The organism is Mycobacterium sp. PO1 (assembly GCF_017312405.1).
Classification (GTDB): domain Bacteria; phylum Actinomycetota; class Actinomycetes; order Mycobacteriales; family Mycobacteriaceae; genus Mycobacterium.
Map to the genome: position 1 here is coordinate 1 of NZ_BLTG01000082.1, position 25,434 is coordinate 25,434.

Consider the following 25,434-nt stretch of genomic DNA (forward strand, 5'->3'; position numbering starts at 1 on the left):
CCTACATCACCGCCGCCCGCGCACACAACGCACTCCAAGCCGAACTCGACCGCGCCGCCGAACACGCAGCCGCCGACAAACGCCGCAACATCCGCCGCAAAACCGCCGCCGCCATCGACGCCATGAAGCAATCCCTTGACCCGCAATCCGACTATGGCGACGACCCACCACCGTTCTAGGAGAAACGTGAAAATTCTTGTAGCCACTGGACATACGCAGGGTACGAATCCCGGCGACTACCACTACTGCGTCGAGCGTGAGTTGGTGTGGATCCAGGAGCCCTGCGACCGGGACCGGCTGGATCCCGGTGGCCCCTGCGGGTGTGGACGCGGGTTCGCCGGTGCCGCTTCCCATCGGGCGACGACCACCGCGATGGTCGTGGAAACCGAAATGACCCGGGAAGACGTGGTATTGGCCTTCGACACCAGCCTCGGCGACGGCGGATGGCCTCGGTCATGGGCCGAGGACGTCGCGGACGACAACCTGGAGATCGCCGCTCAGTTACCCGTCGGGGCGATCATCACCCGCCGACTCGACGACTTCTTCCTGCGCGGCGCGTTGTTCTAGTCGGCCGTGACATCTTCGGCGTACCGGCCCGGGTTGAACAGCGACGCGACCATGCCGATCACCATCATCACCGCAGCGGCGATGAACACCACAGTCAAGCCGGCATGGAAGGGTTCGATGATCAAGTGAGGGAAGAACGTCTGTCCGGTCAGTTCTTCGGCATTGACACCGGGTTGCTGCAACGCGTGATAGGGCTCGAGCACCTCGGCGATCGGGTTGTAACCCAGGAACGCCGCGAAGAGGCTCCCCACCGGGGGCAGGTCGGCGACCTGTTGCGCCACCGACGCCGACACCCCCTGCTCCTGCAGGCCGCTGCTGAGTGCACCGGGCAGCGTGTTGGCCAGTCCGACGATCATCAGCGAGAAGAAGATCCCGATCGACAGGGACGATCCCGCGTTGAAGAAGGTCGCGCGCACCCCGGACGCCGCTCCGCGCTCGGCGGCCGGCACGCTGGACATGATGGCCGCGGTGTTGGGTGCAGTGAAGATGCCACCACCCACCCCGTTGAGGAAGATCAGCAGCGCGAACACCCGGTAATCGAAGTCGACCGGGATCATCACCAACGCGATGAACGACACCGCCATCAGGGCCATGCCACCCACCGTCAGCGGTCGGGCGCCGTAGCGGTCCGACAATGCCCCGGCGATCGGTCCCGCCAGCAGGAAACCGACCGTGATCGGCAACATGTAGATCGCGGCCCACAGCGGTGTGGACTCGAAGTCGTAGCCGCGCAACGGCAGCCAGATTCCCTGCAGCCAGATGATCAACATGAACTGCAGACCGCCGCGGCCCACCGACGACATCAGACCAGCGAGGTTCCCCATGCCGAACGCGGTCGACCGGAACAGCCGGATGTTCACCATCGGCTGCGCCACCTTGAGCTCCACCACACAGAAGGCGACGAGCAGTACCAGGCCGGCCACGATCGATCCGAGCACCGCCGGGTTGGTCCAGCCCGTGGTCGACTGCCCGTAGGGCTGGATGCCGTAGGTGATGCCGATCAACAGCACGGTCAACCCGACGCCGAACGTGAGCGTGCCCGCCCAGTCCAGCCGCCCCGGTGTTCGCTGCCCTATCTCGCGCAGCGATCGCATGCTCCAGATCGTGCCTGCCAATCCGATCGGGACACCGACCCAGAAGATCGCCTGCCAGTGCCATTCAGCCAGTGCGCCCCCGATCAACAAGCCGAGGAACGACCCGGCGACGGCGGTCACCATGTTGACCCCGAGCGCCATCCCGCGCTGGTTCGCCGGGAACGCGTCGGTGAGGATCGCCGACGAGGAGGCCATCAGCATGGCGCCACCGACACCCTGGACGACGCGCCAGACGATCAGCCAGACAGCACCGGCGCCCAGGTGGAAAGGGTCGAACGACAGCGCGATCGCCGCGACCGTGAAGACGGCGAATCCGATGTTGTAGATGCGCACCCGCCCGAACATGTCGCCCAGCCGGCCGAACGGCACCACCAGCACGGCGGTGACGACCAGGTAGCCCATCAGCATCCACAGCAGATAGCTGATGTTGCCCGGGGACAACGGATTGAGGTCGATACCGCGGAAGATCGCCGGAAGTGAGATCAACACGATCGACGCGTTCACCGCCGCCAACAGCGTGCCGAGCGTGGTGTTGGACAGGGCCACCCACTTGTAGCGGGGGTGGTCCAGATCGAAGCGGCTACCCGCCCGTGTCGTCTTGTCCGCCGGTTCGATCTCAGTCGACATCAGTCACCTCGCCCATAGAAAACATATATTAGCTATGCAAATCATCTGGGCGCAATTCGTGCCCGCTGCCCGGTTCCCCCGCCGTGCGGTCGTGCGCTAGCGTGGAACTCGCCAATCGCAAACGCGGGAGCGTGCACCGAGTGCGCTGAGAGGACGGGTGGGCCCGTCGACCGTACGAACCTGACCGGGTAATGCCGGCGTAGGGAGAATCATGACCGACTTTGTCGACTCCGCAGTCCGTCCGACCGTCACCACCGGCCCGATTCAGGGCAGTTCCAAGGTCTACCGGGACGTCGCCGGCGCCCGGGTCCCGTTTCGCCGGGTCCACCTGACCAACTCCGAGCATCTCGACCTCTACGACACCTCCGGGCCGTACACCGACGCCGACGCCGTCATCGATCTGGACGCCGGTCTGACCCGTCGGCCGGTGACGCGCGACCGCGGCACCCAGCTGCAGCGTGCCCGGGCCGGCGAGATCACCGCCGAGATGGCCTTCATTGCCGAGCGCGAAGGGGTGTCCGCCGAACTGGTTCGCGACGAGGTGGCCCGCGGGCGCGCGGTGATCCCGGCCAACCACAACCACCCCGAGGCGGAGCCGATGATCATCGGCAAGGCGTTCTCGGTGAAAGTCAATGCCAATATCGGCAATTCGGCGGTGACGTCGTCGATCGCCGAAGAAGTCGAGAAGATGGTGTGGGCCACCCGCTGGGGTGCCGACACGATCATGGACCTGTCCACCGGCCGCGACATCCACCTGACCCGCGAGTGGATTCTGCGCAACTCGCCGGTCCCCGTCGGCACGGTGCCGATCTACCAGGCTCTCGAGAAGACCAACGGCGATCCGGTCGAGATGACCTGGGAACTGTACCGCGACACGGTGATCGAACAGTGCGAGCAGGGCGTCGACTACATGACCGTGCACGCCGGCGTGCTACTGCGCCACATCCCGCTGACCGTGGACCGCGTCACCGGTATCGTCTCCCGCGGCGGGTCGATCATGGCCGCCTGGTGCCTGGCACATCACCAGGAGTCGTTCCTCTACACCCATTTCGAGGAACTCTGCGAGATCCTGGCCCGCTACGACGTGACCTTCTCCCTCGGTGACGGCCTGCGTCCCGGATCGATCGCCGACGCCAACGACGCCGCGCAGTTCGCCGAGCTGGAAACCCTGGGCGAGTTGACCAAGATCGCCAAATCCCATGGCGTGCAGGTGATGATCGAGGGACCCGGCCACGTCCCGATGCACAAGATCGCCGAGAACGTCCGGCTCGAGGAGGAGCTGTGCGAGGAGGCGCCGTTCTACACCCTCGGGCCGCTGACCACCGACATCGCGCCGGCCTACGATCACATCACCTCGGCCATCGGCGCCGCGATGATCGCCCAGGCCGGTACCGCGATGCTGTGCTACGTCACACCCAAGGAACACCTCGGCCTGCCCAACCGCAAGGACGTCAAAGACGGGGTGATCGCCTACAAGATCGCCGCCCACGCGGCCGATCTCGCGAAGGGGCACCCGCGGGCGCAGGAACGGGACGACGCGCTGTCCACCGCACGGTTCGAGTTCCGCTGGGAGGATCAGTTCAACCTCTCGCTCGACCCCGACACGGCACGCGAGTTCCACGACGAGACCCTGCCGGCGACGCCCGCGAAGACCGCGCACTTCTGCTCGATGTGCGGACCGAAGTTCTGCTCGATGCGGATCAGCCACGACGTGCGCGAGGCCTACGAGAAGGGGATGGCAGAGAAGTCCCGGGAGTTCGCCGAGCACGGCAACCGCGTGTATCTACCGGTGACGCCGGCATGACGTACCTGCCGCTCACCCCGCCGGGGCAGACCCCGCGCCGCGTGATGACGATCGCGGGCTCGGACTCCGGTGGCGGCGCCGGCATCCAGGCCGACATGCGCACCTTCGCCATGCTGGGCATGCACGGTCTCGTCGCGGTCACCGCGGTGACAGTTCAGAACTCAGTGGGCGTCAAGGGCTTTCACGAGGTGCCGCTCGATGTCATCGCCGGCCAGATCGAGGTCGTGGCCGGCGACATCGGCGTGCAGGCCGCCAAGACCGGCATGCTGGCGTCCTCGGAGATCATCGACACCGTCGCCGCCACCTGGCGCAGCGCCGCACCGGATGTCCCGCTGGTCGTCGACCCGGTGTGCGCGTCGATGCACGGCGACCCGCTGCTGCATCCCAGCGCGCTGAGAGCGCTGAAGGACACGCTGTTCCCACTCGCGACGGTGGTGACCCCCAACCTCGATGAGGTCCGGCTGCTCACCGGCATCGACGTCGTCGACGCCGCCACCCAGCGCGAGGCGGCCCGTGCGCTGCATGCGCTGGGTCCACGGTGGGCGCTGGTCAAGGGCGGGCACCTGCGGTCGTCGGCGCACAGCCCAGATCTGCTGTTCGACGGTACCGACTTCGTCGAGTACGAGGCCGAACGCATCGACACCGGTGACGACCACGGCGCCGGGGACACCCTGGCGGCCGCGATCGCCAGCGCGCTGGCCCACGGCTACGAGACGCCCGAGGCGGTCGGCTTCGGGAAGCGCTGGGTCACCGAATGCCTCAGGGCGGCATACCCATTGGGGCAGGGCCACGGTCCCGTGTCGGCGTTGTTCCGGCTCGGGTGATGGACGACATCGCCGGGGTGGTGCACCGGCCCGACGGGAAGCCGCAAGGCGTGGTCGCGCTGACCCACGGCGCCGGCGGGAGCCGGGAAGCACCTCTGCTGCAAGCACTCTGCGAAGAATGGGCCCGTCGCGGCTGGGTCGCGGTGCGCTATAACCTGCCGTATCGGCGTCGCCGCCCCAAGGGGCCACCGTCGGGTTCGTCGGCCGCCGATCTCGCCGGCATCGTCGAAGCGGTCGCCGCGGTCCGCACGCTGGCCGACGGCCCGGTGATCGCCGGCGGGCACTCGTACGGTGGCCGGCTCACCTCGATGGCGGCCGCCGGCACTGGGGCAGAGGACGAAGGCCTGTCCCTCGACCTGCTGACGCTGTTCTCCTATCCGCTGCATCCGCCGGGGAAGCCCGAGCGGGCCCGTACCGGGCATCTCCCGGACATCACCGTCCCGACGGTGTTCACCCATGGCACCGCCGACCCGTTCGGCAGCATCGACGAGCTCCGGCCGGCCGCGGCGCTGATCCCGGCGCCCACCACGATCGTGGAGGTGACCGGCGCCCGCCACGACCTGGCCTCCAAGAAGATCGACGTGCCGAAGGCCGCTGTGGACGCGGCGCTCGAACTGCTCGGCTGACCTCGCTGGTACCTGCGGTACCGTCTACGCATGACTTCGGAGCACTTCGACGCGGTCATCGTGGGCGCCGGCTTCGCCGGAATCGGCGCCGCCATCCAGCTCAAACGGATGGGCTACGAGAACTTCGTCATCCTCGACCGCGAGGACGATCTGGGCGGTACGTGGCACGTCAACCACTACCCGGGCCTGGCGGTGGACGTCCCCACCACCACGTACTCCTACTTCTTCGAGCCGAACCCGAACTGGTCCCGGCTGTTCTCCACCGGAGCGGAGATCAAGCAGTACGCCGGTGACGTGGCCGACAAGTACGACGTGCGCCGCCACATGCGGTTCAGCACCGTCGTCGAGAGCGCCCGCTGGGACGAGGAAGCTGCACTGTGGCGGGTGGCGCTGGCCGGCGGCGAGACGGTGTCGGCCCGGTTCCTGTTCACCGCGACGGGCTTCCTGTCCCAGCCGCACATGCCCGACATCCCCGGCATCACCGGCTTCGACGGCCGGGTGATCCACACCACCGCCTGGGATGACGCCTATGACCCCACCGGCCAGCGGGTCGGCATCATCGGGACCGGCGCCACCGCGGTGCAGCTCATCCCCGAACTGGCCAAGAAGGCGGCCGAGCTGACGGTGTACCAGCGCACCCCGATCTGGGTGGTACCGAAGGTCGACTTCCGGTTCTCCGAACGGGCCAAGCGGCTGTTCGCCCGTTTTCCGCTGACCCAGCGGGCCATCCGCGCCGTCACCGACGCCGTCTACGAGTTCATGGTGTCGGTCGGAGTGGTGCACTACAAGAACACCCGGGGGCGGTTCAACATCGCCGCCGGTGACCTCGCCAAGATGCACCGGTTCGCCACGATCCGCGACAAGGACCTGCGCGCCAAGCTCACCCCGGACTACGACTTCGGCTGCAAGCGTCCGACGTTCTCCAACAGCTATTACCGCACCTTCACCAAGCCGCACGTCCACCTGCAGGACAGCGGCATCGCACGGATCGAGTCCGACGGCGTCGTCGCCGTCGACGGCACCAAGACCGTCATCGACACCCTGGTGCTGGCCACCGGTTTCGATCTGTGGGAAGCCAACTTCCCCGCCATCGAGGTCATCGGCCGCGGCGGCCGCAATCTCGGGAAGTGGTGGCGCGACACCCGGTTCCAGGCCTACCAGGGTGTGACGATGCCGCAGTTCCCCAACTTCATGTCGCTGGCCAGCCCGTACGCCTTCCTCGGGTTGAACTTCTTCAACACGATGGAATACCAGATGCGACACATGGACCGCGTTTTCGGTGAACTGCAACGCCGCGGCGCGACGACGTTCGAGGTCACCGAGGACGCCAACAGCAGGTACCTGGACCGGATGACCGAACTGCTCGGCGACTCGCTGTTCACCACCGGCGACTGCGCTTCGGCACGGTCGTACTATTTCAATCCCAGCGGGGAACCCACCCTGCTGCGCCCGACCTCGACTCGCAAGGCGATCCAGGAAGCCTCCGACTTCCCGCTGAGCGATTACCGGATGAGCTAGGAGACGTCGTGACCGAAGTGGGGACCGAGAGCAAATCGCGCGGGACGACGATCGCCGGCATCGTGCTGGCGCTCACCGGGCTGTCGCATTTCGTCGCACCGCAGCTCTACGAGGGCCTGACCAAGTCGGCGTTTCCGACCGACACCCGCCAGCACGTCTACATCGACGGCGGCATCGAGACCGCTGTGGGACTGGGCCTGGCGGTGCGCAAGACCCGCAAGCTCGCCGTGCTCGGCCTGCTCGCCTACCTGGTCTACATGGGCGTGAACGTCGCCCGTAACCGGTAGTCGCCCAGCAGGACCGCTTCCACCAGTCGATTCACCACCGCTCGCGCCTGCGCGGCGTCGGGGTGGCGCTGCAGCCGGCCGAGGTCGATGACCAACGCCATGGCCGCGTGCACCGCGAACCGCGCCTGCGCCGGCGACCACTGCGGACGCACCGCGACCACCAGCTCGACCCACGACTCGACGACCGAACGCTGCAGGTCGTGCACGATGCGTTGGTCGGCGGCGCTCATGTTGAGCCGTTCGGTGTAGTAGACGTACTCGAGCTCCGGCTGGTCGAACGTGCGCGCCACGTAGCTGTCGATCACGGCGGAGAGCGCCTCGTTCGGGTCGGCGGCGGAGGCGACGACGGTGGCGAGCTCGCCGGAGACCCGATCCGACGCCCGACGGAACACCGCGGCCAGGATGTCGCCTTTGCCGGAGAAGTACTTGTAGATACCGGATGCCGGTATCCCGACCGCCGACGCGATGTCCTCCATCCCCGTGTCGCGGTAGCCGTGGCGGTGGAACAGGGTCAGCGACTCCCGCAGCAGCGCTTCGTATGTCGACGGGTCGGGCGCCGGAGCGCGGGACGCAGCAGGAGGTTCGGCCGGTACCGGTTCGCCGGGCAGTTCGACGGCAGCCACCGCAGCGGCCAGCTCGATCAGCAGCTCACGGGCCGAGGCGGCCGGGAGCTTGGCACGGTGGTCGACAATGCTGCCCACCACCGACAGCACCGCCGTCGACAGGGTCAGGTACTGGCGGCGGGTCAACCCGGGCCGCAGCCGCGCCAGCGGCCGGTGGATGCGGTCGTGCACGGTGCCGATCTGGGCGAGCAGCTCGGCCTGGTCGGCGTCGTCGAGATACCGCCCCTCCCAGCGGTACAACCCGCCCGAGCTCCGGTTGGCCAGGGCGACGTCGACCAGCGCGCCGACGAGGGCGTCGAACTGCTGCCGAGGATCCTCGTCGTCAATGCCGTCGAGATCTGAGGGGCCGTCGAGATCTGAGGTGCCGTCGACGAGCTGACCGCCCAGGCCGAGTACCGCCCCGCGGAACAGCTCGTACTTGCCGGCGTAGTGCCGGTACAGCGCCGCCGCCGAGATGCCGACGCGCGCGGCGATGGCCTCCATGCTGACACCGTGGTAGCCGTGTTCGCTGAACGCCTCCGCCGCCGCGCGCGCGATCTGGGCTTTCCGGTCCTTGGGCCGGCGGCGGATCTCCGCGCTGGCGTTGCGCGCCATGGCAACCACGATATCGTGAGGCCGTGACGACCCCCGGCGAGCCGGCACTGCCCCGGCGGCTCGGGCTGTTCGACACGGTCACCCTGGGCCTGGGCTCGATGATCGGGGCAGGCATCTTCGTCGCGCTCGCGCCGGCCGCCGCCGCGGCGGGCACCGGACTGCTGGCCGGGTTGGCCCTCGCCGGGGTGGTGGCCACCTGCAACGCGATGTCCTCGGCGTGGCTGGCGGCCCGCTACCCGCAATCGGGCGGCACCTACGTCTACGGTCGCGAGCGGCTCGGCCCCTTCTGGGGGCACACCGCGGGGTGGAGCTTCGTCGTCGGCAAGACCGCGTCGTGCGCCGCGATGGCGCTGACGGTCGGCTACTACGCCTGGCCGCAGTACGCGCATGCGGTGGCGGTCGCCGCGGTCGTCGCGCTGACCGCCGTCGGCTATGCCGGCGTCCAGCGCTCGGCGTTGCTCACCCGGGTCATCGTGGCCGTGGTGCTGGCGGTGCTGGCGGTGGTCGTCACGGTGTTGCTGGGCTTCGGCGGCGCCGACGCGTCGCGGTTGACGCTGGGTGGCGACGTCACCGCGTACGGGGTGCTGCAGGCGGCCGGGTTGATGTTCTTCGCCTTCGCCGGATACGCCCGCATCGCCACGCTCGGCGAAGAGGTGGCCGCCCCGGAGAAAACCATCCCCCGCGCCATCCCGATCGCGCTGGGCATCACGCTGGTGGTCTACGCCCTGGTGGCCGTCGCGGTGCTGGCCGAACTGGGTGCCGCCGGTCTGGCCGGCTCACAGGCCCCGCTGTCGGATGCGGTGCGCGCGGCCGGGTTCGGTGTGCTCGAACCGGTGGTCGGGGTGGCGGCGGCGATCGGCGCGCTGGGCGCGCTGCTCGCGCTGCTGCTGGGGGTGTCCCGCACGACGCTGGCGATGGCCCGCGACCGTCATCTGCCGCACGTGTTGGCCGCGGTGCATCCGCGGCACCGCACGCCGCACCGGGCCGAGCTCGCGGTCGGCGCTGCCGTCGCGGTGCTCGCCGCCGTCGTCGATCTGGGCAGCGCGATCGGGTTCTCGTCGTTCGGGGTGTTGTTGTACTACGCCATCGCCAACGCCTCGGCGCTGACGCTGGGTCGGCGGGTGCTGCCCGCCATCGGTCTCGTCGGCTGCCTGACGCTGGCAGCGACACTGCCGCTGACGTCGGTACTCGCCGGCGCGGTGGTGGTCGCGGTGGGGATGATCAGCTACTCCGCTGGCGCCCGCCGCCGACATGGTGTGTAGTCGCTGTCGTGCCTGTGCCGCTGACCTGGACCCGCGTCGACACCCGCGCCGATCATGACTTCGTCGTCGCCCCCGGCGAGCGGCTGAGCTGGCCACGCACCATCGGGCTCGGCGCCCAGCACGTGGTCGCGATGTTCGGCGCGACCTTCCTGGTGCCGGTGCTGACCGGTTTCCCGCCCGCCACGACGCTGCTGTTCTCCGGTATCGGGACCATCCTGTTCCTGCTGATCACCGGCAATCGGCTGCCGAGCTATCTGGGCTCGAGCTTCTCGGTGCTGGCACCCGTGCTCGGTGCGATGGGCAGCGCGGGCCCCGGCGGCGCGCTCGGCGGCATCGTCGCCGTCGGGTTGTCGCTGATCCTCATCGGTGCCGTCGTGCACGTGGCGGGCACCCATTGGCTCGACCTGGTGCTGCCGCCGGTGGTGACGGGCGCGGTCGTCGCGCTGATCGGGTTCAACCTGGCGCCCACCGCCAAGACCAACTTCGAGGCCGACCCGCTCGTCGCGTTCGTCACGCTGGTGCTGCTGGTGGCGGTGCTGGCGGTGTTCAGCGGCATGATCGGCCGGCTGGCGATCTTCCTGGCCGTGGCGGCCGGCTACGTGCTGGCGTTGTTCCTCGGCCGGGTGGACACCTCCGCAATCGCGGCCGCGCCGTGGATCGGGTTGCCGGAGTTCCAGACTCCCACGTTCGCGTGGTCGGTGCTGCCGCTGTTCCTGCCCGCGGTCATCGCGCTGGTCGCCGAGAACATCGGCCACGTCAAGTCCGTCGCGCAGATGACCCGCACCGACCTGGACCCGCTGATGGGTCGTGCGCTGGCGGCCGACGGGGTGGCCACCACCCTGGCCGGTCTGGGCGGCGGCTCGGCCACCACCACCTACGCCGAGAACATCGGGGTGATGGCGGCGACGCGCATCTACTCGACCGCGGCGTACTGGGTCGCTGCCCTGGTGGCGATCGGGTTGGCGTTGTGCCCCAAGGTGGGTGCGGTGATCTCGGCGGTCCCGGCCGGGGTGCTGGGCGGGGCGACGGTGGTGCTCTACGGTCTGGTCGGCATCGTCGGAATCCGGATCTGGCTGACCAACCACGTCGACTTCGCCCTGCCGATCAACCAGATGACCGCGGCCATCCCGCTGGTCATCGGCATCGCCGACTTCGTGTGGACGCCGGGGCCGCTGAAGTTCACCGGGATCGCACTGGGTTCCATCGCCGCGCTGCTGGTCTACCACGGCATGAGGCTGCTGGGGTTCAGGGCGTCCGGTGATCGCGCTGATCCCGCGCCGGCACTCCATTGACACCGCCGATCTGCTGGGCGTAGACGCCCACGGCGAACGCCACCGTCGAGGCCATCACCGCCAACGCGTCGCGGTCGATGTTGTCGAGGGTGTCGCGCGGGGTGTGATAGTTCGGGTCGAACGCCACCCCGGCCTGGCCACCCCACAACCGTTGCTGGACCTCGGTTTTGCGTTGTGACGAGCCGGTGGTGACCCCACCGATGGGGATACCGGCGACCATGAACGGCGCGTAGTCGGTGGTGCGGCCCAACGGGATGTCGGCCGGTCGGACCCCCGCGGTGTTCAGCTGGGCAGCCAGCGTGCGCTCGATGCCCGCCGATCCCGGCGGTACGGGCCGCGGCGCGGTCTGCGCGGACTCGTCGCCGTCATCGGTGAAGTACCCCGCATTCGGTGAGCCGATCACGTCGACGTTCAGATACAGCGCGATGTCGGCGAGTTGGCCCTCGTCCAGTGATCGCAGATAGTTCCGCGACCCCTCCAGCCCGATCTCCTCGGCGCCCCAGAACGCGAACCGGACCGCGTTGGAGATCTGCGGGCGCGCACCCAGCTGCGTCGCGGTTTCCAGCACGGCGGCCACGCCCGAGCCGTTGTCGTTGATGCCCGGCCCCGAACGCACACTGTCCAGATGCGCGCCGACCATGACCACGTTGCTCGGATCACCGGTCTTGGTCTGGGCGATGACGTTTCGCGACGTCGTCATCACCGGTTCGTTGTCCAGTTCCAGCCGCACCGGGGCGGTGGTGCGTCGCAGCGCCGCGTCGGCCTCGGTGGCGATGATCCCGACCGGCAGCGTCAGCTGGCGGTAGTAACTCGGCGGGAACAGTCCGGCCGGCGCTCCCGTCGGCTGCGCCGGGCTGGCCTCGCTGACCACGAGCATCCCGACCGCGCCCTGCGCCAGGGCCACGTTCTGCTTGTCGACGATGGAACAACCGGTGTCGTCGACGACGGTGATGGCGCCCTTGACGGTCATGGCGCCGTAGTCGGCGTCAGAGCAGCCGGCGAAGCGGGGCGGCCGCAGCGTGATCGCGCGCAACCCGCCCGGCGGTGTGGTCACCAGCAGCGAGGCCTGAGTGACGCGGTGGGTGCGGCCCGACACCGTCAGCGCCGGATCACCGCCCACCGCACCGGAAAGCCTTTGAAATTCCGGGGTTTCGACGTCGAAACCCTGTTCGCGCAGCGTGTTCGCCACGTAGTCGACGCTGCTCTGGAAGCCGGGACTGCCGTCGGCCCGGTTCCCGTCGTGCTCGTCGGCGATGTCCTGCAGCTCGGCGAGGTGGCCGTAGACGGCGTCGATGCCGACACTGTCGGCCAGCTCGGCCGGCGCCACGGGGGCCGGGGCGCCCGAGCAGGCGGCGACCAGGAGCACCACGGCCACCAGGGCCACCAGGGCCACCAGGGCCGTTGCCGACGGACGCGCTCTCACGAGTCGGTGAGCGGGTGCCGGGTGCGGTCGTCGCGGATCGGCACCCCGTTGCGTCCCCGTTGATCCTGGGCGTACAGGCCCACCGAGAAGGCGACCCCGCCACCGTTGATGTCCATCGCGGTGCGGTCGATGTTGTCGAAGGTGTCGCGCTCGGTGTGGTAGTTCGGGTCGAACTTCGCCCCGGCCTCGCCACCCCAGACGTCGGCCTGCTGCTGGGTCTCCGCCTCAGCACCCGAGAACAGGCCTCCGGCAGGCACTCCCGAGCGGGTGAAGGCGTCGTAGTCGGAGCGGCCGTCGAACGACGAGTCCTCGGCGGGCTTACCCGCGCGGTCGAGGTAGCCGACCAGGGTGCGTTCGATGCCGGCTGAGCCTTCCGGGACCCGCGGCACGCCCGCGCCGCGGACGATCGTGGACTGGTCGCCGTCGAGGGTGAAGTAGCCGGGGTTCGGCGAGCCGAGCATGTCGAAGTTCAGATACAGCGCGATGTCCTGCAGCGCCTCGTTGTCCAAGGATTCGACGTAGTTCGACGATCCGAGCAACCCGTATTCCTCGGCACCCCAGAAGCCGAACCGCACCGCGTTGTTGACCGGCGGCGAACTGCCCAGCTGCAGCGCGGTTTCCAGCACCGCGGCGACGCCGGATCCGTTGTCGTTGATGCCCGGGCCGTCGGCCACGCTGTCGAGATGGGCGCCCACCATGACGACGTCGCTGGTCGAACCGGTCGCCGTCTGCGCGATCACATTGCGGGTGGTCTCCTGCCGCACACCGGCGTTGAGCCGCAGCGAGACAGGTACCCCCGCCTGCCCGCGGATCTGCCCACCGACGTCCTGGGTGACCGAGACGACGGGGATCCGCACGTCGGTCTGCTCACCGAGCGTGCCGCCCATGCGTTCTTCGTCGACGTTGTCGGCCACGATCAGCGCCATCGCACCGCGCTCGGCGGCGACGGCCTGCTTCGCGCCGAACGGGCATGATCCGCGGTCGACGAGGACGACGGCACCCTGCACCGGCAACCCGTCGTAGTCGTCGGCGGTGCAGCCGGGGGTGTCGTCGACCGGGGCGGCCACCAAAGGCCCGGACGCCCCGTCCGGCGGCGTGCCGATGGTGTACTCCAGCGGCCTGGCCTCCACCGCACCGCCCGCGACCGTCAGCGCGGGTTCGTCGGCCCACGGCAGCCGCACCTCGAACTCGGGGGTCTGCACGTCGAATCCCTTGTCCCGCAGGGCATCGGCGACATAGTCGACACTGGCGTCGAAACCAGGGGTGCCGAGCGCGCGGTTGCCGTCGTGGGCATCGGCGATGTCCTGCAACGCCCTCAGATGGCCCATCGTGGCGTCGACGGTGACGCTGCGGCGCAGTTCCTCGGCGAAGCGGGTGGCTTCGGCCGGGTCGGGCGCCGGCAGCAGTACCGGCTCCACCTCGCGGCCACACCCGCTGATCACGGCGACCAGCGCGATGATGAGCGCCACCGCCGCCCCGGGCCGTCCTGTCCGTGTCACGCCACCACGTTAGCGCGCGTCCGAGCGGTCCCCGAGATAGCGCAGCACGGCCTCGGCGGCGGCCTGCGGTTCCTCGATCTGCAGGAAATGTCCCGCGGTGGGCAACGTGTGCACCTGGCTGCCGGCGGGCAGCACGTCACCGAGCGTCGCGGCGTAGTCGGCGATCATCGCACCGTCCTGAGCGCCCTGCAGGTGCAGGATCGGCACCCGCGGCACGGCGAAGCGGTAGGAGTGCAGGTCGGCGTAGCGGGCGGTCGGCCGCGACGGCCGGACCATGGCCCGGTAGTAGCCCACCGCGGCGCGCCGGTGCGCGGCGCTGGGAAGCGCGGCCAGCGCGGCGTCGAGTTCGGCGTCGGTCGGGAATCCGGGCGGGCCCCAGTCGCGCCAGAGCCGGGGGATGATCCGCGGGAGCAGACGCTCGGGCAGCCCGGGCAGCTGGAAGAACAGGATGTACCAGCTGTTGCGCAGCTGGCGGGGAGCCATCCGCAGCTGCCGGGTCAGCGCACCGCGCGACCGGTTGATCGCCCCGACCGGGGGCACGGCCATGGTGATGTGCTCGGCGAACGGCGAATCCGGGTAGGCGGCCAGGGCGCTGGTGGTGAACGCCCCCCAGTCGTGGCCGATCAGCACCGCGTCGGACGGGGCGCCCAGCTCCCGGTACACCGCCAGCGCGTCGTACATCAACGCCCCGATGTGGTAGTCCCCGTCGGGTGCGGGCCCGGTGGGTGCGTAGCCCCGCGAGAACGGCGCGACCACCCGCAAACCCTGCTCGGCGAGCAGCGGCGCCATACCCTGCCAGCCCCAGGCGCTGTCGGGGAAACCGTGCAGGCACAGCACGAGCCGGCCGTCGGGTGGCCCCCAGGACAGCGCCGCGACGTCCAGGTGCGGCAGGGTCAGCGTCAGCGGCTGCGCGGGCGATTCAGGCGTCACGACGGTTCATTGTGCCAACGGCGACGGCGAACACGGCCGCGACGACGGCGGCGAAGTATCCCAGCGACCCCCACTCGCCCCACGGCATGTCGTAGGCGGGGAACAGCCAGGACACGTCGAGGAACCGCAACGCGTTCGCGAACGGCAGGTACGGCCCGATCCGCGCGCCGTGCCCCGGCAGGTTGCCCAGCAGGGGTTCGACGAGCAGCGGCCACAGCAACAGCACCGTGACCGCGCCGGCGGTGTGCCGCACCAGCGCGGCCACCGCCACGCCGAGCACCGCGGCCAGAGCCGCGTAGAGACCGATGGCGCCGGTGGCACGCCACAGCCCGGGCCCGTCGGCGCGCCCCACCAGGACCGCGCCGATCGTCATCAGGGCCGCGGCACCCCCGCAGAACACCGCGGCGACGACGGCTTTGGCCCCCAGCACCGCGGTGCGGTTCGGGGCCGCCATCAGCGTGGTCCGCATCAGGCCGGTGCGGTACTCGCCGGTCACCGTCATCGCGGCGACGACCATCAGCACCGGCACGCCGAACACCGCGACGCCCAGTACCGCGGATGTGACGGTCAGCCCGCGGTAGCTCGCCGCCGCCTGCAGCGCGGCGACCGCGAAACTCAGCAGCGCCGCCGCCGCGGTCGCCCACAGCGGTGAGCGCAGCGTGGTGAGCTTGATCCGTTCGGCGTCGACCACCGCCACGAAACGCGTCATCCGGGGCTCCCCCGGTAGACGGTGGCGTCGTCGGTGGAGGACAGGTAGGCCTGCTCCAGCGACACCTCCTGTGAGCTCAACTCGTGCAGCGCCAGGGAATGCCGGGCGGCCAGCTCGCCGACCGCATCGGTGCTGGTGTCGTGCACGCTCAGTGCGTCGGGCGTGGCGTCCACGGTCAGGCCGGCGTCCACGAGCACCGCGCGTAGCTGCTCGAGGTGCGGGCTGCGGACCCGCACGGTGGCAGCGCCGCAGCGGCTGACGAACTCACCGACCGTGGTCGACGCGATGAGCCGGCCCCTGCCGATCACGACCAGCCGGTCGGCGGTGTTGGACATCTCGGCGAGCAGATGGCTGGAGACGAACACGGTGCGGCCCTCGCCGGCCAGCGTGCGCATCAGTGTGCGCACCCAGTGGATGCCCTCGGGGTCCAGGCCGTTGACCGGCTCGTCGAACAGCAGCACAGGCGGGTCGCCCAGCAGGGCCGCGGCGATGCCGAGACGCTGGCTCATCCCGAGCGACAGCGTGCCGGCCAGCACGCCGGCCACCGCGGAGATTCCGACCATCTCGAGGACCTCATCGACGCGGCGACGCGGGATGCGGTTGGTCGCGGCCATCCAGCGCAGGTGGTTGCGCACCGAACGGTTCGGGTGCACCTGGCGCGCGTCGAGCAGCGCGCCGACGCTGCGCAGCGGGTCGGTCAGCTGCCGGTAGGACCTGCCGTCGATCGTCGCCGAGCCCGACGTGGGGTGGTCCAGTCCCAGGATCATCCGCATCGTGGTGGTCTTGCCCGCGCCGTTGGGGCCGAGGAAACCGGTCACCACGCCCGGTTCGATGGTGCAGGTCAGGTGGTCGACGGCGCGGGTGCTTCCGTAGTCCTTGGTCAGGTCGCGCAGCTCGATCACCGCAGCGCCCCCACGATCAGGTCCGCGACGGCCTGCATGCCCTGGGCGTTGGGGTGCAGCGGCGCGGGACGGCCCGGGACCGGCAACCCGGGGCGGGTGGTCCAGGGTTGGGAGGACCAGGCGTGGTGCTCGACGCTGGCCTCCGCGGCGCGCACCAGACCCGCCCCCGTCGCCTCGGCGGCGGCTGCGGTGGCGCGCCGCAACGCCGCGGCCACCCGGCGGCCCAGCGCGACATCGGAGTCGGCGAGCGGCGGCGCAGGGCCCGCAGGCGGCAGCAGCGTCAGGTAGTCGACGAACAGCACCGTGGCCTGCGGCGCACGGGATCGCACGGTCCGCCCGACCTCGACCAGCGCCGCCTCCACGTCGGTCAGTGCCCGCTCCCGTGCCTCGGGGTCGAGCAGATCGCGCAGGCGGCTACCCAGCAGCGGCACCGACCGCGTCCAGCGCGGCAGGCTCGCCGCGAACAACAGCGGCACATATCCGACGTCGTTGCCGCCGATGGTCACCGTCACCAGCGTCTCCGCGCCGTCGAGCGCCTCGATCTGGGGCCGGGCGCCCCGCTGGGTGTCGGTCAGCACGTGCGCGGTCGTCGCGCCCGAGTACGTCACGTCGACCAGGTCGAGGGCCAGGGCGGAGGCGACCAGGTGCGGGTAGTTGCGGGCCGAGCGTTGCGCCGCCCTGGGCGAGCCGTCGACGCGCGGTGCGATACCGGGCCCGGCCGCCATGGAACTACCCAGCGCGACATACCGTTTCACGACAGTGCCGGGCTGGACGCCTGAGCCCAGAACCGTTTCGGGATACGCCCGGCTCCCCGGGCCAGGTGCCCGGCCTTCACCGCGGCGGCCATCGCCGCCGCCATGGCCGGCGGATCCGCGGCGCGGGTCACCGCGGTGGCCAGCAGGACCGCGTCGCATCCCAGCTCCATCGCCAGCGCGGCGTCGCTGGCGGTGCCGATGCCGGCGTCCAGGATCACCGGCACGCCGGCCTGTTCGACGATCATCTCGATATTGTGCGGATTGGCGATGCCCAGCCCGGTGCCGATCGGTGAGCCCAGCGGCATCACGGCCGCACAGCCGGTGTCTTCGAGCCGGCGCGCGAGAACCGGGTCATCGTTGGTGTAGGGCAGCACCGTGAAGCCGTCGTCGACCAATTGCTCTGCCGCCCTGACCAGTTCGACCGCGTCGGGCAGCAGGGTCCGTTCGTCGGCGATCACCTCGAGCTTGACCCAGTCGGTCTGCAGCGCCTCGCGGGCCAGTTGGGCGGTCAGCACCGCCTCGGCCGCGCCGCGGCATCCCGCCGTGTTGGGCAGCGCGGTGATGCCGAGCCGGGTGAGCAGTTCGAGAACTCCGGTGCCGCCGTCGGCGTCCACTCGTCGCAGCGCGACGGTGGTCAGCTCGGTCTGCGAGGCGCGCAACGCGGCTTCGAGTACCGCCAGGTTGGCCGCCCCGCCGGTGCCCAGGATCAGCCGGGACCCGAATTCGCGGCCGGCGATGGTCAGCTCAGCCACCTTGCACCGCCGTCACCACGTCGATCTTCGCACCGTCCGGCACCGGGGTGCCCCACTGTGAGCGCGGCAGCACCGACAGGTCCACCGCGACCGCAATCCCTTTGTCCGGGAAGCCGAGCCGCGTCAGCAGTCCGCCGACCGTGGTCGGGCCGTCGAGCTCCACCGCCTCGTCGTTCACCGTGACTTTCAACCTCGCACCTCCGCACCTCTCATCGCCGTCAACTCCCGGGCCACCGTCTCTGCGGTCCACGGCGCCAGCAGGAACCCGGAACGCCCGTGCCCGGTGGCCACCAGCGTGCGTTCGTCGAGGCGGCCGACGACGGGCAGATTGTCCGGGGTCATCGGCCGCAGACCGGCCGCACATTCGGCGAACTCGTACTCGCCCAGCGCGGGCAGCACCGCGCACGCGTCGTCGAGCAGGTCCCGGACACCGCCGACGGTCGGCGCCGTGTCGCGGCCGTGCTCGTACTGCGTCGCGCCCACCACCACGCCGTCGTGGCGGGGCACGAGATAGACCTGGCGACCGTGCACCCGGGCACGGATCACCCGATGCGGCACCGGCATACAGCCGCGGCGCCAGCGTAGCCGCAGCACCTCACCCTTCACCGGGCGCACCGCCAACCCGGGCCACAACGCCGGCGCGTCGATGCCGTTGGCGATCACGACCGCGTCGGCGTCGTCGACCTCGGACAATTCCGCGACCGCGGGCGCCCACCGCACCCCCAGCCGGTCGCAGTGCGCGGCAAGTGCGTCGACCACCAGGCGGTTGTCGACCGCGAGTTCGGTGTCGGCGACGAAGCCGTGCCGGATGCCCTGGGCCAGAAGAGGTTCGACGTCGCGCGCCGTGGACGTCGGCGTCACCGGGTGCCCCTGCGCCGACAGCCAGTCGGCCACCGTCTTGAGGTCGGCCGCGTCGGCCCGGTCCACGGCGACCACCAGCGACCCCCTCGCGGTCACCACCTCGGCCGGCAGGCCGTCGAGAAACCCCGAGTTCCACAGCTGCAGTGAGGCCAGCCCGATCTGCAGCAGACGCTCCTCACCGGGCCAGCCCTCGCTGTGCGGGGCGAGCATTCCACCGGCCACCCAGGACGCCCCGCGTTCGGTGCTGCGGTGCACCCGGACAGCCCAGCCGTCCTGCGCCGCGCGACGCGCGACGGCCAGGCCGATCACGCCGCCGCCGATGACGGCCAGTGCGGGCATGGTGATCTCCCTTCGCCGGCATGACCCGGATCAGGTGTGACGGTACGAGCGGCGCGCTCACTCTCAGCCCCCGTGGCCCGGGGCTCCCGTGCGGTCGGTTACCAGCCTACGTGCCGGCGGCACTAGCGTTCGACGTGTGCGTGAAGCCCCGAGCCCCGCGGCCACCCGACTGGGGACGGCGTCGCTGTATCTGTGCACCGACGCCCGCCGCGAACGCGGCGACCTGGCCCAATTCGCCGACGCCGCACTGGCCGGCGGCGTCGACATCATCCAGTTGCGGGACAAGGGTTCGGCGGGTGAACAGCGCTTCGGCCCGCTGGAGGCCCGTCAGGAGTTGGCGGCCCTGGCCATCCTGGCCGAGGCCGCGCGCCGGCACGGGGCGCTGCTGGCGGTCAACGACCGAGCCGACATCGCACGCGCCGCGGGCGCCGACATCCTGCACCTGGGTCAGGACGACCTGCCGTTGCCGCTGGCCCGCGACATCGTCGGCGACACGCTGATCGGCCGCTCCACGCACGACGTGGACCAGCTGCGCGCCGCGCTGGCCGACGGCCCGGAACAGCCGGACTACTTCTGCGTCGGGCCGTGCTGGCCGACACCGACCAAGCCGGGCCGGCACGCCCCGGGGCTCGACCTGGTCCGCGCCGCAGCCGCCACCGGCACCGACACGCCGTGGTTCGCGATCGGCGGCATCGACGCCGAACGGCTGCCCGACGTGCTGGCCGCGGGGGCGCGCCGCGTCGTGGTGGTGCGCGCCGTCACCGCCGCCGAGGATCCGGCCGCGGCGGCCCGAGCGCTGAAGGAACTGCTCAGCTCTGCGGATTGACCAGCAGCGGGATCTCCGCCGCGACGGTGCGCAGCCGCGCCCAACTGGCGGCGAACCCCGGATGCAGCGGCAGACCGGTCACGTCGTCCTCGACCACCCAGCGCAGCTCGGCGCTCTCCCGGTTGGGCACGGTGTCGAGTTGCTCGACGGCGTCGGCGATGACGGTCGTGTAGGTCCACCCGGTCACCTCCGCGGTCACCACGGTCGTGCGGACAGTGAGCTGATCGACCGCCAACCCGGCTTCCTCGTGGGCCTCGCGGACCGCGGCCTGCTCCGGGGTCTCGTGGCTGTCGCGGGCGCCGCCCGGCAACCCCCACGTGCCGCCCTGGTGACTCCACGGCGCCCGGTGCTGCAGCAACACCGCGGCGACGCCGCCGGGACCGGGGGCCCGCAGCAGCAGACCGGCCGCGCCGTAGCGGCCCCAGTAGGCCGCGCCACTGGCCGACACCACCCAACCGTCACCGTCGCCGCGCACCCGTTCAGGATAGGTAACCGGTCGGCTGTGGGGTGATCTCGGGCTCGCCGGCGCCGCGAATCCCCCCGCGCCCTCCGATCAACTCTTAGACTTCTTTTATAGAGTGGGGGCCAGTCGGAACGACCGCCGGAAAGATCGAGCTCAAGATGGGGTCCGGGTAGACGTGACTGTGGAGTTGGCGCATCCATCGACCGAACCCCTCGCGTCGCGGTCGCCTACGACGCCGTCGCATCCGCGGTGGTGGTTCCTGTGGACCACCCCCGGACGGATCCTGTCCATCGGGTTCGTGCTCGCGGCACTGGTCATCGCCAGCGCGTTCGCGACGTCGACGACCATCAACAACCGCCAGGCGGCGCTGACCACCGTCCTCGACCACACCGAACCGCTGTCGTTCGCGGCGGGCCAGCTGTACACGACGCTGTCGGTCGCCGACGCCGCCGCCGCCACCGCGTTCATCGCCGGCACCGAGCCACAACCCGTGCGGCAACGCTACGAGCAGGCCATCACCGACGCGGCCGTAGCCGTCACCCGGGCTTCCAGCGGGCTCACCGACGAACCGATGGTCCAGCTGCTGGGCCGCATCAACGCCCGGCTCGCCGTCTACACCGGGCTGGTCGAGACCGCCCGGACCAACAACCGGGCCGGCAATCCGGTCGGGTCGTCCTACCTGTCCGAGGCGTCGTCGATGATGCAGCAGGAGATCCTGCCCGACGCCCAGCGGCTCTACGAGGTCACCTCGGGGCGGGTGGACGCCGAGACCACCGCGTCCACGCGCATTCCGCTGCCGGTGATCCTGATCGTGCTCTCCACCCTGCTGTTCGGCGTGTTCGCCAACCGCTGGCTGGCCAAACGCACCCGACGACGGGTCAACATCGGCTTCGTCGCCGGCGGCATGGCGGTGCTGATCATGCTGATCTGGGTGGGCACCGCGCTGATCATCTCCACGGTCGACAGCCGCAGCGCCAAGGACACCGCCGCCGAGTCGCTCAAGACCATCACGTCGCTGGCGATCACCGCCCAGCAGGCCCGCGCCGACGAGACGCTGTCCCTGATCCGGCGCGGCGATGAGAACGTGCGCAAGCAGTCCTACTACCAGCGCATCGAGCAGATGCAGCAGCAGCTGGCGCAGTACCTGGCGCGCGAGGACTCGATCGACAAGGCCGACCTGGCCGACGCCCAGCAACTGCTCGAACGCTGGCGCGCGGCCGACGACCGGATCACCGCCTACATCGCGGTCGGCAACTATCAGGCCGCCACCCAGGTGGCCCTGGGCACCGGGGAGGACGACTCCACCCCGGCGTTCGACAAGCTGGACGAGGCGCTGAGCCAGGGCATCGAGCAGAGCCGCAACCAGCTGCGTTCCGACATCGTCAACGCGCGCCGGGTGCTGTCCGGCTCGACGGTGGGGGCTGCGGCGCTGAGTGTGGTGGCGGCGATCTCGGTCGCGCTGGGCATCTGGCCGCGACTCAGTGAGTACAGGTAGAACGGCTACACGATGAGAAGAGCATGGGCATCCCTGGCAGCGGCGGCATTGCTGACCGTTCTGACCGCGTGCTCGGAGGCGGCTCCGGTGGTTCCGGATCCGGGGGTGACGCTGGCGCCGCCCACGCCCGCCGGCATGGAGGAACTGCCGCCGGAGCCGGCCCAGCCGCCGACGCCGGCCGAGGACGACTGCGACCGCACCGCGAGCCTGCGCCCGTTCGACACCGAGGAGGAGGCTGACGAGGCCGTCGCCAACATCCGCAAACGTGGACGGCTGATCGTCGGCCTGGACATCGGCAGCAACCTGTTCAGCTTCCGGGACCCGATCACCGGCGAGATCACCGGCTTCGACGTCGACATCGCCGGGGAGATCGCGCGCGACATCTTCGGCACCCCGGCCCAGGTGGAGTACCGGATCCTGTCCTCGGCCGACCGCGTCTCGGCGCTGGAGAACAACGAGGTCGACGTCGTGGTCAAGACGATGACCATCACCTGCGCGCGCAAGGAGCTGGTGAACTTCTCCACGGTGTACCTCAACGCCAACCAGCGCATCCTGGCGCCCCGCGACTCGCCGATCCGCCAACCCGGCGACCTGTCCGGCAAACGGGTGTGCGTGGCCAAGGGCACCACGTCGCTCAACCGGCTCCAGCAGATCACCCCGCCGCCGATCATCGTCGGGGTGGAGACCTGGGCGGACTGCCTGGTGGCGATGCAGCAGCGCCAGGTCGACGCGGTCAGCACCGACGACTCGATCCTGGCCGGCCTGGTCGCCCAGGACCCCTACCTGCACATCGTGGGCCCCACGCTGAACGAAGAGCCCTACGGCATCGGGATCAACAAGCAGAACACCGGGCTGGTGCGCTACGTGAACGGGACGCTGGAGCGGATCCGCCGCGACGGCACGTGGAACACGCTGTACCGCAAGTGGCTGACCGTGCTCGGGCCCGCCCCGGCCCCGCCCCGCGCGAGGTACGTCGAAGAATGACCGAGCCCAACAACACCGACGACACCGACGACCTGGTCGACCCCGGCACCCAGCCGGCCAGCCTCGACGAGATGGACATGGAGTCGGTGGCCACGATGCGGCCGATGTCCACCCAGGCGGTGTTCCGGCCCGATTTCGACGACGACGATGACGACCTGCTGGTGCACACCGGGGACACCGAGCCGCAGGAGCACACCACGACGCTGACCCGCAACCTGGCGCCGACCCGGCGCCTGGGCGGCGGGCTGGTCGAGATCCCGCGGGTTCCTGCAGTCGATCCGCAGGCCGCGCTGATGGTCAACCCGGTGGTGGCCGAGTCGAAACGGTTCTGCTGGAACTGCGGACGGCCGGTGGGCCGGTCCACACCGGCCGGCAAAGCCCTGTCCGAGGGCTGGTGCCCGCACTGCGGCAGCGCGTACTCCTTCGTGCCGCAGCTGGGCGTCGGGGACATCGTCGCCGACCAGTACGAGATCAAGGGCTGCATCGCCCACGGCGGGCTGGGCTGGGTGTATCTGGCGTTCGACAAGAACGTCAACGACCGGCCGGTGGTGCTCAAGGGGCTGGTGCACTCCGGCGACGCCGAAGCCCAGGCGATCGCGATGGCCGAGCGCCAGTTCCTGGCCGAGGTGACCCACCCCGGGATCGTCAAGATCTACAACTTCGTCGAGCACGACGACAAGCACGGCAACCCGGTCGGCTACATCGTGATGGAGTACGTCGGCGGCACCTCGCTGAAGCAGGCCACCCGGCTGACCCGGTCCGACGGCGTCCGGCTGGAGGTGGCCGAGGCCATCGGCTACATGCTCGAGATCCTGCCGGCGCTGGGCTACCTGCATTCCATCGGCCTGGTCTACAACGACCTCAAGCCCGAGAACATCATGGTCACCGAGGACCAGCTCAAGCTCATCGACCTCGGTGCGGTGTCGCGGATCAACTCGTTCGGCTACCTGTACGGCACCCCGGGCTATCAGGCCCCCGAGATCGTCAAGACCGGCCCCACCGTCGCCACCGACATCTACACGGTGGGCCGCACGCTGGCCGCGCTGACGCTGCGCCTGCGCACGCGCAACGGGCGCTACGTCGACGGTTTGCCGGAAGACGATCCGGTACTGGCCACCTACGACTCGTTCGGCCGGCTGCTGCGCCGCGCCATCGACCCGGACCCGCGACGCCGCTTCGCGACCGCGGAGGAGATGTCGAGCCAGCTGATGGGTGTGCTGCGCGAGGTGGTGGCCCGCGACAGCGGAGTGCCCCGGCCCGGCCTGTCGGGGGTGTTCAGTCCGTCCCGGTCGACGTTCGGCATCGACCTGCTCGTCGCGCACACCGACGTCTACGTCGACGGACAGGTGCACTCGGAGAAGCTGACCGCCCAGGAGATCGTCAAGGCGTTGCAGGTTCCGCTGGTCGACCCGACCGACATCGGGGCGGCGGTGTTGTCGGCAACCGTGCTGAGTCAGCCTGTGCAGACGCTGGATTCGTTGCGGGCGGCCCGGCACGGCGCGCTGGACTCCGACGGCGTCGACCTCAGCGAGTCGGTGGAGCTGCCACTGATGGAGGTCCGCGCGCTGCTGGATCTCGGCGACGTCGCCAAGGCCACCCGCAAGCTCGACGACCTGGCCGAGCGGGTCGGGTGGCGGTGGCGGCTGGTGTGGTTCCGCGCCGTCTCCGAGTTGCTGACCGCTGACTACGATTCGGCGACAAAGCATTTCAGCGAGGTGCTGGACACCCTGCCGGGCGAGTTGGCCCCCAAGCTGGCCCTGGCGGCCACCGCGGAGCTGAGCGGATCGGCCGACGAGCGCACGTTCTACGACACCGTCTGGTCCACCGACCACGGGATCATCTCGGCCGGATTCGGGCTGGCCCGCGCGCTGTCGGCGCAGGGCGAGCGGGACGCCGCCGTGCGCACACTCGACGAAGTGCCCGCCACGTCAAGGCATTTCACCACCGCCCGGCTGACGAGCGCGGTCACGCTGCTGTCCGGTCGTTCGGCCAGTGAGATCACCGAGAAACACATCCGCGACGCCGCACGGCGCGTGGAGGCCCTGCCCGACACCGAGCCGAGGGTGCTGCAGATCAGGGCGCTGGTGCTGGGAACCGCGATGGACTGGCTGTCGGACAACACCGCCAGCACCAACCACATCCTGGGTTTCCCGTTCACCGAGCACGGCCTGCAACTCGGCGTGGAGGCGTCGCTGCGCAGCCTGGCCCGGGTGGCGCCCACCCAGGCCCACCGCTATGCGCTCGTCGACCTGGCCAACAGCGTGCGGCCGACGTCGACCTTCTGAATCGCCCCAGCAACCACGGATTCGGTTGCTGGACGCCCCGGCCGTCCCCGCCGACCGCGGGCCACCCGCGAAATTACATCGCTGTGGTCAATA

At 70.1% G+C, this 25,434-nt stretch carries 24 protein-coding genes and 2 riboswitches; of the genes, 12 read left to right on the forward strand and 12 right to left on the reverse strand.

What is annotated here, in order from left to right; translation table 11 throughout:
• The first annotated feature begins 186 nt into the window (after positions 1-186).
• Positions 187-567 (forward strand): hypothetical protein, encoded by a 381-nt coding sequence (locus J3476_RS23230; protein WP_207068694.1) that lies wholly within the window; start codon positions 187-189, stop codon positions 565-567.
• On the opposite strand, the gene J3476_RS23235 is transcribed toward J3476_RS23230, so the two are convergent.
• Positions 564-2,288, reverse strand: coding sequence for an MFS transporter (locus J3476_RS23235; RefSeq protein ID WP_207068695.1), 1,725 nt, complete (start codon positions 2,286-2,288; stop codon positions 564-566). The two genes, J3476_RS23230 and J3476_RS23235, sit on opposite strands and share 4 nt — an antisense overlap.
• 113 nt (positions 2,289-2,401) lie before the next feature.
• Positions 2,402-2,511, forward strand: a riboswitch (TPP riboswitch).
• Here J3476_RS23235 and thiC point away from each other — a divergent pair.
• From thiC to J3476_RS23260, 5 genes are all read left to right on the forward strand, one after another.
• On the forward strand, positions 2,500-4,092 hold the full coding sequence (gene thiC, locus J3476_RS23240; RefSeq protein ID WP_207068696.1) for a phosphomethylpyrimidine synthase ThiC: 1,593 nt from the start codon (positions 2,500-2,502) through the stop codon (positions 4,090-4,092). (Overlaps the previous riboswitch by 12 nt.)
• On the forward strand, positions 4,089-4,916 hold the full coding sequence (thiD, locus tag J3476_RS23245; RefSeq protein ID WP_207068697.1) for a bifunctional hydroxymethylpyrimidine kinase/phosphomethylpyrimidine kinase: 828 nt from the start codon (positions 4,089-4,091) through the stop codon (positions 4,914-4,916). Before thiC ends, thiD begins: the two co-directional genes overlap by 4 nt.
• Complete coding sequence (locus J3476_RS23250) at positions 4,916-5,542, forward strand: alpha/beta family hydrolase (RefSeq protein WP_207068698.1); 627 nt, start codon at positions 4,916-4,918, stop codon at positions 5,540-5,542. Before thiD ends, J3476_RS23250 begins: the two co-directional genes overlap by 1 nt.
• Before the next feature lie 30 nt (positions 5,543-5,572).
• Positions 5,573-7,060 (forward strand): NAD(P)/FAD-dependent oxidoreductase, encoded by a 1,488-nt coding sequence (locus J3476_RS23255; protein WP_207068699.1) that lies wholly within the window; start codon positions 5,573-5,575, stop codon positions 7,058-7,060.
• A gap of 8 nt (positions 7,061-7,068) precedes the next feature.
• Positions 7,069-7,347 (forward strand): hypothetical protein, encoded by a 279-nt coding sequence (locus J3476_RS23260; RefSeq protein ID WP_286183596.1) that lies wholly within the window; start codon positions 7,069-7,071, stop codon positions 7,345-7,347.
• Here the strand turns inward: J3476_RS23260 and J3476_RS23265 are convergent.
• The gene (locus tag J3476_RS23265) at positions 7,314-8,564 is read right to left on the reverse strand and encodes a TetR/AcrR family transcriptional regulator (RefSeq protein WP_207068700.1); all 1,251 of its coding nucleotides are present in this window, start codon (positions 8,562-8,564) and stop codon (positions 7,314-7,316) included. The genes J3476_RS23260 and J3476_RS23265 overlap by 34 nt on opposite strands.
• 23 nt (positions 8,565-8,587) lie before the next feature.
• On the opposite strand from J3476_RS23265, the gene J3476_RS23270 reads away from it, so the two are divergent.
• Entirely contained in the window at positions 8,588-9,826 is a 1,239-nt protein-coding gene (locus J3476_RS23270) for an APC family permease (RefSeq protein ID WP_207068701.1), read from the forward strand.
• 14 nt (positions 9,827-9,840) lie between these two features.
• Positions 9,841-11,118: a uracil-xanthine permease family protein gene (locus J3476_RS23275; RefSeq protein WP_207068723.1), complete on the forward strand. Its 1,278-nt coding sequence runs from the start codon at positions 9,841-9,843 to the stop codon at positions 11,116-11,118.
• Here J3476_RS23275 and J3476_RS23280 read toward each other — a convergent pair.
• The 9 genes from J3476_RS23280 to thiO are packed head-to-tail and all read right to left on the reverse strand — an operon-like array spanning position 11,072 to position 19,288.
• Positions 11,072-12,541 carry a M20/M25/M40 family metallo-hydrolase gene (locus J3476_RS23280; RefSeq protein ID WP_373889109.1) on the reverse strand — a complete coding sequence of 490 codons (1,470 nt, stop codon included), beginning with the start codon at positions 12,539-12,541 and terminating at the stop codon, positions 11,072-11,074. The two genes, J3476_RS23275 and J3476_RS23280, sit on opposite strands and share 47 nt — an antisense overlap.
• A complete protein-coding gene (locus J3476_RS23285) occupies positions 12,538-14,040 on the reverse strand; it encodes a M28 family metallopeptidase (RefSeq protein WP_207068702.1) in 1,503 nt (500 codons plus the stop codon). The genes J3476_RS23280 and J3476_RS23285 overlap by 4 nt, the downstream gene beginning before the upstream one ends.
• Positions 14,041-14,049: 9 nt before the next feature.
• Positions 14,050-14,970, reverse strand: a complete 921-nt coding sequence (locus tag J3476_RS23290; protein ID WP_207068703.1) for an alpha/beta fold hydrolase — start codon at positions 14,968-14,970, stop codon at positions 14,050-14,052.
• Positions 14,960-15,679 (reverse strand): ABC transporter permease, encoded by a 720-nt coding sequence (locus J3476_RS23295; RefSeq protein WP_207068704.1) that lies wholly within the window; start codon positions 15,677-15,679, stop codon positions 14,960-14,962. The genes J3476_RS23290 and J3476_RS23295 overlap by 11 nt, the downstream gene beginning before the upstream one ends.
• Positions 15,676-16,581, reverse strand: a complete 906-nt coding sequence (locus J3476_RS23300; RefSeq protein ID WP_207068705.1) for an ABC transporter ATP-binding protein — start codon at positions 16,579-16,581, stop codon at positions 15,676-15,678. The genes J3476_RS23295 and J3476_RS23300 overlap by 4 nt, the downstream gene beginning before the upstream one ends.
• Complete coding sequence (locus tag J3476_RS23305; RefSeq protein WP_207068706.1) at positions 16,578-17,336, reverse strand: SGNH/GDSL hydrolase family protein; 759 nt, start codon at positions 17,334-17,336, stop codon at positions 16,578-16,580. The genes J3476_RS23300 and J3476_RS23305 overlap by 4 nt, the downstream gene beginning before the upstream one ends.
• Positions 17,333-18,088: a thiazole synthase gene (locus J3476_RS23310; RefSeq protein ID WP_207068707.1), complete on the reverse strand. Its 756-nt coding sequence runs from the start codon at positions 18,086-18,088 to the stop codon at positions 17,333-17,335. The genes J3476_RS23305 and J3476_RS23310 overlap by 4 nt, the downstream gene beginning before the upstream one ends.
• Complete coding sequence (gene thiS, locus J3476_RS23315) at positions 18,081-18,278, reverse strand: sulfur carrier protein ThiS (protein ID WP_207068708.1); 198 nt, start codon at positions 18,276-18,278, stop codon at positions 18,081-18,083. The genes J3476_RS23310 and thiS overlap by 8 nt, the downstream gene beginning before the upstream one ends.
• A complete protein-coding gene (gene thiO, locus J3476_RS23320; RefSeq protein WP_207068709.1) occupies positions 18,275-19,288 on the reverse strand; it encodes a glycine oxidase ThiO in 1,014 nt (337 codons plus the stop codon). Before thiO ends, thiS begins: the two co-directional genes overlap by 4 nt.
• A gap of 6 nt (positions 19,289-19,294) precedes the next feature.
• Positions 19,295-19,379: riboswitch (TPP riboswitch) on the reverse strand.
• 45 nt (positions 19,380-19,424) lie between these two features.
• Here thiO and thiE point away from each other — a divergent pair.
• Positions 19,425-20,114, forward strand: coding sequence for a thiamine phosphate synthase (gene thiE, locus J3476_RS23325; RefSeq protein WP_207068710.1), 690 nt, complete (start codon positions 19,425-19,427; stop codon positions 20,112-20,114).
• Here thiE and J3476_RS23330 read toward each other — a convergent pair.
• Positions 20,098-20,589 (reverse strand): NUDIX hydrolase, encoded by a 492-nt coding sequence (locus J3476_RS23330; protein WP_207068711.1) that lies wholly within the window; start codon positions 20,587-20,589, stop codon positions 20,098-20,100. The two genes, thiE and J3476_RS23330, sit on opposite strands and share 17 nt — an antisense overlap.
• A 163-nt stretch (positions 20,590-20,752) precedes the next feature.
• Here J3476_RS23330 and glnX point away from each other — a divergent pair, with 163 nt between their 5' ends.
• From glnX to J3476_RS23345, 3 genes are read left to right on the forward strand one after another with little or no spacing between them, the layout of a single operon-like run.
• The gene (gene glnX, locus J3476_RS23335; protein WP_207068712.1) at positions 20,753-22,072 is read left to right on the forward strand and encodes a protein kinase G-activating protein GlnX; all 1,320 of its coding nucleotides are present in this window, start codon (positions 20,753-20,755) and stop codon (positions 22,070-22,072) included.
• Between the two features lie 12 nt (positions 22,073-22,084).
• Complete coding sequence (locus tag J3476_RS23340) at positions 22,085-23,056, forward strand: glutamate ABC transporter substrate-binding protein (RefSeq protein WP_152515255.1); 972 nt, start codon at positions 22,085-22,087, stop codon at positions 23,054-23,056.
• Complete coding sequence (locus J3476_RS23345; protein WP_207068713.1) at positions 23,053-25,341, forward strand: serine/threonine-protein kinase PknG; 2,289 nt, start codon at positions 23,053-23,055, stop codon at positions 25,339-25,341. The genes J3476_RS23340 and J3476_RS23345 overlap by 4 nt, the downstream gene beginning before the upstream one ends.
• The last annotated feature ends 93 nt before the right edge of the window (positions 25,342-25,434 follow it).

Excerpts from the sequence above, each read along its gene's own strand:
- J3476_RS23295 (WP_207068704.1), bottom strand. The coding sequence starts at position 15,679 with ATGACGCGTTTCGTGGCGGTGGTCGACGCCGAACGGATCAAGCTCACC.
- J3476_RS23250 (WP_207068698.1), top strand. The coding sequence starts at position 4,916 with ATGGACGACATCGCCGGGGTGGTGCACCGGCCCGACGGGAAGCCGCAA.
- J3476_RS23255 (WP_207068699.1), top strand. The coding sequence starts at position 5,573 with ATGACTTCGGAGCACTTCGACGCGGTCATCGTGGGCGCCGGCTTCGCC.
- thiC (WP_207068696.1), top strand. The coding sequence starts at position 2,500 with ATGACCGACTTTGTCGACTCCGCAGTCCGTCCGACCGTCACCACCGGC.
- thiD (WP_207068697.1), top strand. The coding sequence starts at position 4,089 with ATGACGTACCTGCCGCTCACCCCGCCGGGGCAGACCCCGCGCCGCGTG.
- J3476_RS23345 (WP_207068713.1), top strand. The coding sequence starts at position 23,053 with ATGACCGAGCCCAACAACACCGACGACACCGACGACCTGGTCGACCCC.
- J3476_RS23340 (WP_152515255.1), top strand. The coding sequence starts at position 22,085 with ATGAGAAGAGCATGGGCATCCCTGGCAGCGGCGGCATTGCTGACCGTT.
- thiO (WP_207068709.1), bottom strand. The coding sequence starts at position 19,288 with ATGCCCGCACTGGCCGTCATCGGCGGCGGCGTGATCGGCCTGGCCGTC.
- J3476_RS23235 (WP_207068695.1), bottom strand. The coding sequence starts at position 2,288 with ATGTCGACTGAGATCGAACCGGCGGACAAGACGACACGGGCGGGTAGC.
- J3476_RS23265 (WP_207068700.1), bottom strand. The coding sequence starts at position 8,564 with ATGGCGCGCAACGCCAGCGCGGAGATCCGCCGCCGGCCCAAGGACCGG.